Raw genomic sequence first — 14,486 nt, forward strand, 5'->3', positions numbered from 1 at the left:
CTGCGGCCGGCCGGGTCACGAGTCGGATCCTTCGAGCGCCATCCGGACCAGCCCGGCGACGTCGAGGTCGTGGATCTCGGCCGCCGGCGCGTCCGGTGCCGGGTCGGTGGCCGGCGCGGCGGTGTCGTGGCCGAGGCGCAGCAGCTCGTCGAGCAGGCCGGCCTGGCGCAGCCGGTCCAGCGGGATGGCCGCGAGCACCCGCCGGACCGTCTCCTCGTCGGCGCCGCCGCCGGCCGGCTCGGCGCCGCCGGGGAACAGCTCGTCGTCGAGGTACGCGGCCAGCCCGGCCGGGGTGGGGTAGTCGAACACCACGGTGGTGGGCAGTTCCCGCCCGGTCGCGGCGGTGAGCAGGTTGCGCAGCTCCACCGCGGTCAGTGAGTCGAACCCGAGGTCGAGAAAGCCGCGTTCCGGCTCGACCGCGTCGACCGAGGGGTGGCCGAGCACCTTCGCCGCGTCGGTGCGGACCAGGTCCAGCAGCGCGTCGCGGCGGTCGTCGGCGGTCAGCGCGCGCAGCTCGGCGAGCCGGTCCCGGCCCTCCGTCCCGGTGGCCGCCGGTTCGGCGGCGGCGGTGGCGAGCGCCCGTACGGCCGGCAGGTCGGCCAGCAGCGGGCTGGGCCGCAGCGCGGTGAACAGCGGGTGGAAGGTGGCCCAGTCGACGTCGGCGACGGTGACGCACGTGTCGCCGGCGGCGAGCGCGTGCCGCAGCCCGGCCATCGCCGGCTCGGGCGGCAGCACCCGCAGGCCGCGCCGGCGCAGTTGCTCCGGCGCGTCGTCGTCGAACATGCCGGACTCGGTCCACGGCCCCCAGGCCACCGACGTGGCGGGCAGCCCCCGGGCCCGCCGGCGTTCGGCGAGCGCGTCCAGCGCGGCGTTGCCGGCCGCGTACCCGCCCTGCCCGCCGCTGCCCCAGGTGGCGGCGATCGAGGAGAAGAGCACGAACCCGTCCAGCTCCACGCCGTCGAGCAGTTCGTCGAGCAGCTCCGCGCCGGCCAGTTTCGGGCCGATGACGTACGCCAGGTCCTCCAGCGTGGTCTCGGCGAGCGGCACCACCTCGCTGACGCCGGCGGCGTGCACCACCGCGCGCAGCGGCGGCCCGTCGGCGCGCAGCTCGGCGATCAGCGCGGCCATGGCGGCCCGGTCGGCGGCGTCGCCGCGGGCCACCCGGCACTCGACGCCGGTGGCGGCCAGCTCGGCCAGCAGGGCGTCCGCGCCCGGCGTGCCCTCGCCGCGCCGGCTGGTCAGCACGATCCGTTCGGCGCCGGCGCCGGCCGCCCAGCGGGCCACGTGCCCGCCGAGCGCGCCGGTGCCGCCGGTGATCAGGACCGTGCCGCGTGGCTGCCACGGCGGGCGCTCGCCGTCGGTCGCGGCGGTGGCGAGCCGCCGGGCGTACGTCCCGTCGGCGCGCACCGCGAGTTGGTCCTCGGTGGTGGCGGCCAGCAGCGTGGCGAGCCGCCGGGCGACGTCGTCGTCCCCGGTGGCGGGCAGGTCGACCAGGCCGGCCCAGCGGGCGGGTTGTTCCAGCGCGGCGACCCGGCCGAGGCCCCACAGCGCCGCCTGGCGGGGGGAAGGCGGGGTGTCGTCGCCGGCGACGGCGACCGCGCCCCGGGTGGCGCACCAGAGCCGGGCCGGCGCGTCCAGGTCGCCGAGCGTCTGGAGCAGTGCGACGGTGACGGCCAGGCCGCGCGGCAGCGTCGGGTGTTCGGCGTGCGGCGTCTCGTCCAGCCCGAGCAGGGACAGGACGCGTACCGGCCCGTCGGCGGTGGCGGCGCCGACCAGGTCGGCGAGCCGGTCGCCCAGCGCGTCGGCGTCGGCGGCGGTGTCCACCGGGGCGGTGGTGGCCGCCGGGCCGAGCGCGTCGGCCAGCGCGGCCAGGTCCGGTTCGGCGGCCCGATCGGCGGGCAGCAGCACCAGCCAGCGGGCCGGCCCGTCCGGTGCGGGCCCGGCGGTGACGTCGACCGGTTCCCAGCGCACCCGGTAACGGCTGCCGTCCACCACCGACCGTTCCCGGCCGCGTCGCCGCCACGCCGACAGCGCCGGCAGGACCGCGTCGAACGGCTGGTCCGGGACCACGTCCAGCTCGGTGAGCAGGCCGTCCAGGTCCTCGGCCTCGACCGCGGCCCAGAACCGGCGTTCCACGGCGGTGTCCTCGGCGGGCGGTGCGGTCAGCCAGGCCGGCGGCTGCGGCCAGTAGCGCTGCCGGTCGAACACGTGGGTCGGCAGGTCGGCCGGCTGCGGATCGGCGTCGGCGTAGAGGGCGGGCCAGTCCACGCCCACACCGTGCACGTGCAGCGCGGCGACCGCGCGCAGCAGGGTGTGCGGTTCCGGCCGGTCCCGGCGCAGCGTGGGCAGCACCGGTGGGACCGGACCGTGGCCGGCCAGCACGCCCTGGGCTGCCGCGGTGAGCACCGTGTCCGGGCCGACCTCGAGGTACGCGGTGCAGCCGTGCTCGCGCAGCGCGGTGACCGCGTCGGCGAAGCGGACGGTGTCGCGGGCGTGCCGGGCCCAGTAGCCGGGCGCGCCGATGCCGGCCACGTCGACCGGCGCGCCGGTGACGGTGGAGATCAGCGGCACGGTCGGCGGGTGGTGCGGCAGCCGGGCGGCGAGCGCGGCCAGCTCGTCGAGCACCGGTTCCATCAGCGGGCTGTGGAACGCGTGGCTGACGGTGAGCCGTCGGGTGCGTACCCCTCGGGCGGTCCAGTCGGCGGCGGCGGCGTCCACGGCGTCGGTGGGACCGGCGAGCACGACGGCGGCCGGGCCGTTGACGGCGGCGACGGCAAGCCCGTCGCCGAGCGCGGCGCGGACGTCGTCCTCGCTCGCGGCGACCGCGAGCATGGCGCCGCCGTCGGGCAGCGCCTGCATGAGCCGGCCGCGGGTGGCGACGAGTTCGGCGACGTCGGCCAGGGTGAGCACGCCGGCGGCGTGGGCGGCGGCGAACTCGCCGATGGAGTGCCCGGCCACCGCGTCCGGGCGCAGGCCCCACGCGGTGAGCAGCCGGAACAGCGCCACCTCGACGGCGAACAGCGCCGGCTGGGTGAACTCGGTGCGGTCCAGCAGCGCCGCGGTGTCGGTGCCGGGGTCGGCGTCGAGCAGCGGGCGCAGCGGCCGGGGCAGGTGCGGGTCGAGCGCCGCGCACGCCTCGGCGAGCGCGTCGGCGAACACCGGGTACGCGGCGGCCAGCTCGCGGCCCATGCCGGGGCGTTGCGCGCCCTGCCCGGAGAACAGGTACGCCACCCGGGGCCGGCCGGTCACCGCGCCGGTGACCAGCGCGGGCGAGTCGTCGCCGGTGGCGAGCGCGCGGAGTCCGGCGCGCAGCGCCCGCCGGTCGCCGGCGAGCACCACCGCGCGGTGGTCCAGCGCGGCCCGGGCCACCGCCGAGGACCAGCCGACGTCGACCAGCGGCGGCGCGGTCGGCCCGGCGAGCCGGTCGGCCCACGGCGTGGCCTGGGCGGTCAGCGAGTCGGCGGTACGGGCGGACAGCAGCACCGGCACCACCGGCGGCGCGGCCGGCTCCCCGGCCGGCACCGGCGGTTCGGGGGCCTGCTCCAGGATGGTGTGGGCGTTGGTGCCGCTGATCCCGAAGGAGGAGACGGCGGCGCGGCGCGGCCGGCCGGTCAGCGGCCAGGGCCGCCCCTCGGTGAGCAGGTCCACCGAGCCGGTCGTCCAGTCCACCTGGTCGCTGGGCGCGTCGACGTGCAGCGTCGGCGGCAGGTAGCCGTGGCGCAGCGCGAGGATCATCTTGATCACCCCGGCTACGCCGGCGGCGGCCTGGGTGTGGCCGATGTTCGACTTGATCGAGCCGAGCAGCAGCGGACGGTCGTCCGGCCGCCCCTGCCCGTACGTGGCGAGCAGCGCCTGCGCCTCGATCGGGTCGCCGAGGCGGGTGCCGGTGCCGTGCGCCTCGACCGCGTCCACGTCGCCCGGGTCGAGCCGGGCGTGGGCCAGCGCCGCGCGGATGACCCGCTGCTGGGCCGGCCCGTTGGGCGCGGTGAGCCCGTTCGAGGCGCCGTCCTGGTTGACCGCGCTGCCCCGCACCACGGCGAGCACCGGGTGGCCGTTGCGACGGGCGTCGGAGAGCCGCTCGACCAGCAGCACACCGACGCCCTCGCCCCAGCTCGTGCCGTCGGCGCCGGCCGCGAACGCCTTGACCCGGCTGTCCGGGGACAGTCCACGTTGCCGGCTGAAGCCGACGAACACGCCGGGGGTGGCCATCACGGTGACGCCGGCGACCAGGGCCAGGGAACACTCGGCGGCGCGCAGCGCCTGGCCGGCCCAGTGCAGCGCGACCAGCGACGACGAGCAGGCGGTGTCGACGGACACGGCCGGCCCTTCCAGCCCGAGCGTGTAGGACACCCGGCCGGACAGCACGCTGCCGGCGTTGCCGGTCATCAGGTGCCCCTCGGCGCCCTCCGCGGTGAGCATGAGGTTGCGGTAGTCCTGGTAGTTGGTGCCGACGAAGACACCGGTGGGGGTGCCGCGCAGCGTGCGCGGGTCGATGCCGGCGCGTTCGATCGCCTCCCAGGACGTCTCCAGCAGCAGCCGCTGCTGCGGGTCCATCGCGAGCGCCTCGCGGGGACTGATGCCGAAGAAGCCGGGGTCGAAGTCGGCGACGTCGGGCAGGAACCCGCCCTGGCGGGCGTAGCTGGTGCCCTCGACGGCGGGGTCGGTGTCGAAGAGCCGGTCGAGGTCCCAGCCCCGGTCGGTGGGGAAGTCACCGATGGCGTCGCCGCCGGCGGCGAGCAGTTGCCACAGCCGTTCCGGGTCGTCCGCGCCACCGGGGAATCGGCAGCTCATCGCCACCACGGCCAGCGGCTCGTCGGGGGTGGCCACGGCGGCCGGCGAGTCGACCGGCGCGCCGGCGCCGGTGAGCAGCTCGTCGAGGTGCCCGGCCAGCACCGCCGGGTTCGGGTAGTCGAACGCGAGCGTGGCGGGCAGCCGCAGCTCGGTGGCGGTGGCGAGCAGGTTGCGCAGGTCCACCGCGGTCAGCGAGTCGAGGCCGAGGTCGCGGAACGGGCGGGTGACCGGCACGTCGTCGGCGTCGCCGTAGCCGAGCGCGGTGGCGGCGCACTGGCGGACCAGGTCGCGCAGCGTCTCGGTGCGTTCGGCGGCGGTCCGGCCGGCGAGCTGCCGGGCCAGCGCCGAGCCGGGCTGGTCGGCCGGTTCGGGCACGGCCGGCGTCTCCGGGGGCCGCAGCGCGTCGGTGACCTCGGGCAGGTCACCGAGCAGCGGGCTGGGGCGGACCAGCGCGAACGCGGGCGCGAAGCGGCTCCAGTCGACGTCGGCGACGACGGCTGTGGGTTCGTCGCGGCCCAGCGCCCGGGCCATCGCGGCGACGGCCGACTCCGGGTCCATGGCGACCATGCCGCCGCGGCGCAGCCGCTGCTGGGCGCGTTCGTTGTCGGCGGGCAGGCCGGCGCCGGCCCAGGCGCCCCACGCCACGGAGAGCGCCGGCAGCCCGGCGGCGCGGCGCCGGTGCGCGAGCGCGTCGAGGTGGGCGTTGGCCGCGCCGTACGCGCCCTGGCCGGCGTTGCCGGTGGTGCCGGCGACGGAGGAGAAGAGCACGAACGCGTCCAGCTCGTGGTCGCGGGTGAGCGCGTCGAGGTGGTCGGCGGCGGCGCTCTTGGGCGCGGCGACGGTGTGCAGGCGGGCCGGGGTGACGGTGTCCACGATGCCGTCGTCGAGCACGGCGGCGGTGTGCAGCACGGCCCGCAGCGGCGCGTCGTCGGGCAGGTCGGCGAGCAACGCGGCGAGCTGGTCGCGGTCGGTGACGTCGCAGCGGGCCACGGTGACGCGTACCCCGAGGTCGGTCAGCTCGGCGGCGAGGTCGCCGGCGCCGGGGGCGTCGGGGCCGCGGCGGCTGGCCAGCAGCACGTGCGCGGCGCCGGCGCGGGCGGCCCAGCGGGCCAGGTGCCCGCCGAGGCCGCCGGTGCCGCCGGTGATCAGCACGGTGTCGCGGAGCCGGACCGTGTCGTCGGCGAGGTCGGTGTTCCGGGTGAGCCGGCGGGCGTGGGCGCCGGTGTCCCGGACGGCGATCTGGTCCTCGCCGTGGTCGGCGCCGAGCACCGCGCCGAGCAGCGCGGCGGTGGTGGCGTCGAGCTGGTCGGGCAGGTCGACCAGGCCGCGCCAGCGGGCCGGGTGTTCCAGCGCGACGGCCCGGCCGAGGCCCCAGACGGCGGCGGCGGCCGGGTCGGGGGCCGGGTCGGTGTCGCCGGTGGTGACGGCGCGGCGGGTGGCGCACCACAGTGGCGCCTCGACGCCGAGCGCGCCGAGCGCCTGGACCAGGTGGGCGGTGCCGGTCACGCCGAGCGTGGTGGCCGGGTGTTCGGGGTGGGCGCGCCCGTCGAGGCCGAGCAGGGAGAGCACGGCGGCGGGTCCGCCGGCGGGCAGCGCGGCGCGCAGCCGGTCGGCGAGCGCGGCCGGGTCGTCGGCCGGGTCGACGGGCACGGGTACGGCGTCGGCGCCGACGTTGCCGAGCGCGCCGAGCACACCGGTGACGAGCGGGTCGTCGGCCAGGTCGGCGGGTACCGGGATCAGCCAGGCGCCGGTGAGCCGGGTCAGCGGCAGGTCGGGCAGCGGCGTCCAGGTGACCCGGTAGTGCCAGCGGTCGGGGTCGGGTTCGCCGTCGCGCTCGGTGACGAAGCGCGGCGGGGCGGGCCAGTACCGCTGGTGGTCGAAGGCGTAGGTGGGTAGCGCGACGGTGTCGGTCTCGGCGAGCACGGCGGTGAGGTCGACGGGCAGGCCGATGGTGTGCGCGGTGGCGAGGTTGGTCAGCAGCCGGGTCGGGTCGTCCTCACCCCGACGCAGCGTGGACAGCGTGTGCCCGGCGGTGCCGGTGTCGTCCAGGATCGCCGTCACCGGCATCGCCAGCACCGGATGCGGACTGATCTCCACGAACGTCGTGTGACCCGCCTCGATCGCCGTGCGCACGGCGGTGTCGAAGCGGACGGTCTGCCGGAGGTTGTCGTACCAGTAGTCGGCCGTCATGGTCACCGGGTCCACCCAGTCACCGGTCAACGTCGACACCAGACGGGTATGCCCCGGCTGCGGCGTCACATCCGCCAGGTCGGTGCGCAACTGCTGCGCGACCTCCTCCACCGCCGCCGAGTGCGACGCGTAGTCCACCGGGATCAACCGGGCCCGGATCCCGTCGGCCTGACACGCGTCGACCAGATCGGCGACCGCCCGCGGCGGACCGGAGACGACGACCGTCGCCGGACCATTGACCGCCGCGATCCCCACACCCGCGAACCGTGATCCGTCCGCGGCCGGACCGGTGTCGCCGCCGGCCGACCCCGCGCCGGCGTGCGCGCTCCCCGCCAGCCGCGCGGCGACGTCGTCGGCGGACAGGTCGATCGACGCCATCGTCCCGGTCCCCCGCAGCGCCGACAACGCCCGCGACCGCAGGGCTACCGTCCTCGCGGCGTCGTCGAGGGACAGGATCCCCGCCACACACGCGGCGCCGATCTCGCCCTGCGAATGCCCGATCACCGCCTGCGGATTGACACCCACGTGCCGCCACACCGCGGCCAGGGCGACACCGACGGCCCACAGGACCGGCTGCACCACCTCCACCCGGTCCAGCCACGACTCGTCGTCGCCGGTCAGCACCGACACCAGGTCGACGTCGAGGTGAGCAGCCAGGGCCACCTGGCACTCGGCCAACGCCGCGTCGAACGGCGCGCATCGGCCCACCAGACCAGAAGCCATCCGCGCCGACTGCGCGCCCTGACCAGGGAACACGAACACCGGGCCGGCGGGCCGCTCCGCCGTGCCGGTCACCACCGCCGGCGACGGCGTGCCGGCCGCGAGCGCGTCCAGACCCGACAGCAGGTCCTCGACCGACGACCCGAGCACCACCGCCCGCCTGTCGAACGCCGACCGGGTGGTCGCGAGGGACCACGCCACCACACCCGGGTCGGCCGGGTGCGCGCGCAGGTGCGCGGCCAGCCGGGTGGCTTGCCCGGCGAGCCCGCCCCGGGTACGGGCCGACACCGGCCAGGCGGTGACGGCGACGGCGAGCAGCCCCGGGGCGGGGACGGCGACGGCCTCGGCCGGCGCCTCCGGCGCCTGTTCCACGATGACGTGCGCGTTGGTGCCGGAGATGCCGAACGACGACACCGCCGCCCGGCGCGGGCGGTCGCGCTCCGGCCAGGGCCGCGCCGAGGTCACCAGCTCCAGTGCGCCGGACGACCAGTCGATGTGCGGGGACGGCTCGTCCACGTGCAGCGTCGCCGGCACCAGCCCGTGCCGGATGGCCAGCACCACCTTGATCACCCCGGCCACCCCGGCGGCGGCCTGGGCGTGCCCGATGTTCGACTTCACCGAGCCCAGCAGCGCCGGCCCGGCGTCACCCCGGTCCTGCCCGTACGTGGCGAGCAGCGCCTGCGCCTCGATCGGGTCGCCGAGGTTGGTGCCGGTGCCGTGCGCCTCGATCACGTCCACGTCGGCGGTGGCCAGCCGGGCCGCGGTGAGCGCCTGGCTGATCACGCGTTGCTGGGCGGGACCGTTGGGGGCGGTGAGCCCGTTCGACGCGCCGTCCTGGTTGACCGCGCTGCCGCGCACCACGGCGAGCACCGGGTGCCCGTGGCGGCGGGCGTCGGAGAGCCGCTCCACCAGCAGCCAACCGACGCCCTCGGAGAACCCGGCGCCGTCGGCGGCGGCGGCGAACGAGCGGCACCGCCCGTCCGGGGACAGCGCCCGCTGCCGGCTCGACCCGATGTAGAGGCCGGGGGTGGCCATCACGGTGACGCCGCCGGCGAGCGCCAGCTCGCACTCCCCCGCCCGCAGCGCCTGCGCGGCCAGGTGCAGCGCGACCAGCGAGGAGGAGCAGGCGGTGTCGATGGAGACGGCCGGGCCCTCCAGGCCGAGCGTGTAGGACACCCGGCCGGAGGCGACCGCCGCCGCCCCGCCGGTCATCGAGTGGCCCTCGTCGCCGTCGGGCGACATCATCAGCAACGTGCCGTAGTCCTGCCCGTTGGTGCCGACGAACACCCCGGTGCGGCTGCCGCGCAGCGAGGCGGGGTCGAGGCCGGCGGACTCGACGGCCTCCCAGGCGGTCTCCAGCAGCAGCCGCTGCTGCGGGTCCATGGTCAGCGCCTCGCGGGGGCTGATGCCGAAGAACGCGGCGTCGAAGTCCCCGGCTCCGTCGAGGAAGCCGCCCTCGCGGGCGTACGAGGTGCCGGGGTGGTCGGGGTCGGGGTGGTAGAGCCGGTCGAGGTCCCAGCCCCGGTCGTCGGGGAACGGGGCGACCGCGTCCCGGCCCTCGGTCAGCAGCTCCCACAGGTCCCGCGGGTCGCGTACGCCGCCGGGCAGCCGGCAGCTCATCGCGACGATCGCCACCGGCTCCAGTTCCTGGGACTGGGCCTCGCTGAGCCGGCGGCGGGTGTCGTGCAGGTCCGCCATGACCCGCTTGAGGTAGTCGCGGAGCTTGTCTTCATTGGCCATCGGGAGCCGCTTCCTCGCAGGGGACGGGAGTGAGCCGGTGCGGGTCAGGACAGACCGAGGTCGCGGTCCACCATGGCGAACAGCTCGTCGTCGCTGGCGTCGCCGAGGTGGCGGCCGAGGTCGTCACCTCCGCCGCCCTGGCCGAGCCGGGTGAGCATGGCCTGGAGGCGGACGGTGGCTCGGACCCGGGCGGCCTCGTCGCGGGCCACCACGTCGAGCCCGTCGGCGATCCGGTCGAGGTCGTCCAGCAGCGCGGTCGGGGTGACCACGTCCTCCTGGGCCACCTCGGCGTAGAGGTACTCGGCCAGCGTGGTCGGCGTCGGGTAGTCGAAGACCAGGGTGACCGGCAGCCCCACGCCGGTCGCCAGGCCGAGCCGGTTGCGCAGCTCGACCGCGGTGACCGAGTCGAAGCCCAGCTCGCGGAACGCGCGGTGCTCGTCCACCGACTCCCCGGACGGGTAGTTGAGCACGGCCGCGACCTGGCCGCGGACCAGCGCGAGCAGCACCGCCATCCGGTCGGCGGCGGGCAGCCCGGCGAGCCGGTCACGCAGCGACTCCGGGCCGTCGGGCACCTCGCCGGCCGTGGTCCGCTCCGTCGTGCGCAGGCGGCGCACGTCCGGCAGGTCGCTGATCAGCGGGCCGGGGCGGGTGGCGGTGAACGCGACGGAGAACCGTTCCCAGGCGATGTCGGCGACGGTGAGGAACGCCTCGCCGTGGTCGACGGCCTGGTGCAGCGCGGTGATCGCGGCCTCCGGCGGCATCTCGGGTACGCCGTGCCGGTGCAGCAGCTCGCCGAACGGCCCGTCGGCCATGCCGCCGCCGGCCCAGGCGCCCCAGGCGATGGACGTGCCGGGCAGGCCGAGCCCTCGCCGGTGCTGGGCGAGCGCGTCGAGGAACGCGTTGCTCGGGGCGTAGTTGCCGACGCCGGAGCTGCCCACCGAGCCGGCGAACGAGGAGAACAGCACGAACGCGCCGAGGTCCAGGTCGAGCGTCAGCTCGTGCAGGTGGTACGCGACGTCCACCTTGGCCGCGAGGACCCGCTCGATCTGGTCGATGCGCAGGTCGTTGATGAGGGCGTCGTCGAGCACCGCGCTGGCGTGCACCACGGCCTTCAGCGGCCGGTCGGCGGGGATGCCGTCGATCAGCGCGGCGAGCGCGTCCCGGTCGGCGGCGTCGCAGGTGACCACGCTGGCGGTGGCGCCGAGCGCGGTCAGCTCGGCGACGAGTTCGGCGGCGCCGGGGGCGTCCATGCCGCGCCGGCTGGCCACCACGATGTTCTCCACCCCGCTGCGGGCGAGCCAGCGGGCGGCGTGCCCGCCGAGCGCGCCGGTGCCGCCGGTGACCAGCGCGGTGCCGGAGGGCTGCCACGGGTGCGCGGGCCGGCTGTCGCCGAGCGGGACGCGGGTGAGACGCCGGCCGAGCAGTCCGCCGGGGCGTACCGCGATCTGGTCCTCGTCGCCGGCGGCGGTGAGCGCCGCGACCAGCAGGCCGGCGCTGCGCTCGTCGACCGCCTCCGGCAGGTCGACGAGTCCGCCCCAGCGTTGCGGGTGTTCCAGCGCGGCGACCCGGCCGAAGCCCCAGACCATCGCCTGGCCGGGCGAGCGGAGCAGTTCGCCGCGGCCGACGGAGACGGCGCCGGAGGTGACCGCCCACATCGGGGCGGCGAGGCCGATGTCGCCGAGCGACTGGACCAGCGCGACGGTGGCGGCGAAGCCGCCGGGCACGGACGGGTGCATCGGGTGGACCAGCTCGTCGAACGCGAGCAGGGACACCACGCCGGTCACCTCGGCGAGGGTGCCGTCGGCGTCGGTGGCGAGCGCCTCGCGCAGCAGCTTGCCGAGCAGGTCCCGGTCGACGTCGGTGGTGCTGACGGGCAGGGGCACGACGGTGGCCCCGGCGGCGGTGACCGCGTCGACGCAGGCCTCCTGCCAGGGCTCGACGATGTCGCCGGTGGGCAGTACGACGAGCCAGGTGCCGGCCATCCCCCGGTTGGTGATGCCGGTGAGCGGCTTCCAGGTGTCCTGGTAGCGCCAGCCGTCGATGTCGGACTGGCGGCGCTGCTGTCGCCGCCAGCGGCGCAGCACCGGCAGCGCGGGGGTGAGCGCGTCGAGGGCGTGTTCGGCGGGGGTGTCGTCGCCGGCGAGCACGTCGGCGAGGCCGGGCAGGTCGCCGCGTTCGACGGCGGCCCAGAAGCCGCTGTCGTCCGGGCCGGCGTGGTCGGCCGTCTGGTCGTCCCGCTCGGGGCCGCCGCTGCCGTCGAGCCAGAGGCGCTGGTGGTCGAAGGCGTAGGTGGGCAGCGCGACGGTGTCGGTCTCGGCGAGCACGGTGGTGAGGTCGACGGGCAGGCCGATGGTGTGGGCGGCGGCGAGGTTGGTCAGCAGCCGGGTCGGGTCGTCCTCACCCCGACGCAGCGTGGACAGCGTGTGCCCGGCGGTGCCGGTGTCGTCCAGGATCGCCGTCACCGGCATCGCCAGCACCGGATGCGGACTGATCTCCACGAACGTCGTGTGACCCGCCTCGATCGCCGTCCGCACGGCGGTGTCGAAGCGGACGGTCTGCCGCAGGTTGTCGTACCAGTAGTCGGCCGTCATCGTCGCCGGGTCCACCCAGTCACCGGTCAACGTCGACACCAGCCGGGTATGCCCCGGCTGCGGGGTGACACCGGCCAGGTCGGTGCGCAACTGCTGCGCGACCTCCTCCACGGCCACCGAGTGGGAGGCGTAGTCCACCGGAATCAACCGGGCCCGGATGCCCTCGGACTGACACGCCTCCACCAGATCGGCGACCGCCTGCGGCGGACCGGAGACGACCACGGTCGCCGGACCGTTGACCGCCGCGACGCCGACACCCTCGAAGCCGTTCAGGCGGGCCGTCACCTCATCGGCCGGCAGGTCGACCGACGCCATGGTGCCGGTCCCCCGCAACGCGGACAACGCCCGCGACCGCAACGCCACCGTCCTCGCCGCGTCGTCCAGGGACAGGATCCCCGCCACACAGGCGGCGCCGATCTCGCCCTGCGAGTGCCCGATCACCGCGTCGGGCGTCACGCCGGCCGCGCGCCAGACGGCGGCGAGCGCGACACCGACCGCCCACAGGACCGGCTGCACCACCTCCACCCGGTCCAGCCACGACTCGTCGTCGCCGGTCAGAACCGACACGAGATCCACGTCCAGGTGCGGGGCCAGCGCGGTCCGACACTCGGCCAGCGCGGTGTCGAAGACCGGGCAGCGGCCGACCAGGCCGGCGGCCATCTGAGCGGACTGGGCGCCCTGGCCGGGGAAGACGAGGACCGGGCCGGCGCCGGCCGCCGACGCCGTGCCGGTGACCAGGTTGCCGGCGGGCAGGCCGGCGGCGAGCGCGTCCAGGCCGGCGAGCAGCTCGGCGGGGTCCGCGCCGACGACCACAGCGCGCTGGTCGAGCGTGGACCGGGTGGTCGCGAGGGACCACGCCACCGCCGCCGGGTCGGCCGGGTGCGCGCGCAGGTGCGCGGCCAGCCGGGCGGCCTGCCCGGCGAGCGCGCCCCGGGTCCGGGCCGAGACCGGCCAGGCGGTGACGGCGGCGGCGAGCAGGCCGGCGCGGCGCGGCGCGGGGGCGTCGTCGGCGGGCGCCTCGGCCGGCTCGGCGACGGACGGGCGGTACTCCTCGACGATGACGTGGGCGTTGGTGCCGCTGACCCCGAACGAGGAGACGCCGCCGCGGCGGGGCCGGCCCAGCTCCGGCCACGGTTGGTTCTCGGTGATCAGCTCGACCGCGCCGGCGTCCCAGTCGACGTGCGGGGACGGGGCGTCCACGTGCAGCGTCGCCGGCAGCGTCCCGTGCCGCAGCGCCATCACCATCTTGACCAGGCCGGCCACGCCGGCGGCGCTCTGCGTGTGGCCGATGTTCGACTTCACCGAGCCGAGCAGCAGCGGCCGGTCCGCGGGACGGTCCTGCCCGTACGTGGCGAGCAGCGCCTGCGCCTCGATCGGGTCGCCGAGGGTGGTGCCGGTGCCGTGCGCCTCGACCAGGTCGACGTCGGCCGGGCCGAGCCGGGCGTCGGCCAGCGCGGCCCGGATCACCCGCTGCTGCGAGGGGCCGTTCGGGGCGGTGAGGCCGTTGGACGCGCCGTCCTGGTTGAGCGCGCTGCCGCGGATCACCGCGAGGATCGGGTGGCCGTTGCGTTCGGCGTCGGCGAGCCGCTCCACCACGACGACGCCGCCGCCCTCGCCCCAGCCGGTGCCGTCGGCGCCGGCCGCGAACGCGCGGCACCGCCCGTCGACGGACATGCCGCGCTGGCGGGAGAAGACGATGAACACACCCGGGGTGGCCATCACGGTGACGCCACCGGCGACCGCCAGGTCGCACTCGCCGCGGCGCAGCGCCTGACCGGCCAGGTGCAGGGCGACGAGCGACGACGAGCAGGCGGTGTCGACGGTGACGGCGGGGCCGTTGAGGCCGAGCGTGAACGAGATCCGGCCGGAGGCGACGCTCGTGGTGTTGCCGGTGCCGAGGTACATGTCGACGCCGTCCGGCACGTACGGCAGGCCCATCCCGTAGTTGGACGTGCTCAGCCCGACGAAGACGCCGGTGGCGCTGCCGCGCAGCGACAGCGGGTCGATGCCGGCCCGCTCGATCGCCTCCCAGGACGTCTCCAGCAGCAGCCGCTGCTGCGGGTCCATGGCGAGCGCCTCGCGGGGCGAGATGCCGAACAGGGCCGGGTCGAAGTCGCCGGCGCGGTCGAGGAACCCGCCGACGCGGGTGTAGCTCTTGCCGGGCTTGTCCGGGTCGGGGTCGTAGAGCCCGTCGAGGTCCCAGCCCCGGTCGGCGGGGAACTCGGTGAGCGCGTCACGCCCGCCGGCGACGAGGTCCCACAGCTCCTCCGGGGACCGGACGCCGCCGGGGAACCGACAGCTCATCGACACGATCGCCAGCGGTTCCTGGTCGCGCGCCTCGACGGTCTGCAGCTTGCGCTTCGTGTCGTGCAGGTCGGCGGTCACCCGCTTGAGGAAGTACCGCAGCTTGTCGTCGTCGCTCATCGCGTCCCTGCCTTGATCCGCGGTGGTCAT

2 protein-coding genes are annotated in these 14,486 nt (G+C 76.6%); both read right to left on the reverse strand.

Annotated elements, in window-relative coordinates; genetic code table 11:
* Positions 1–15: 15 nt before the first annotated feature.
* Positions 16–9,441 carry a type I polyketide synthase gene (locus tag H1D33_RS10525; RefSeq protein ID WP_181568241.1) on the reverse strand — a complete coding sequence of 3,142 codons (9,426 nt, stop codon included), beginning with the start codon at positions 9,439–9,441 and terminating at the stop codon, positions 16–18.
* A 44-nt stretch (positions 9,442–9,485) separates the two neighbouring features.
* Positions 9,486–14,486, reverse strand: coding sequence for a type I polyketide synthase (locus tag H1D33_RS10530; protein WP_479686833.1), 5,001 nt, complete (start codon positions 14,484–14,486; stop codon positions 9,486–9,488).

Origin of the sequence: Micromonospora ferruginea (assembly GCF_013694245.2) — a bacterium.
GTDB lineage: Bacteria > Actinomycetota > Actinomycetes > Mycobacteriales > Micromonosporaceae > Micromonospora > Micromonospora robiginosa.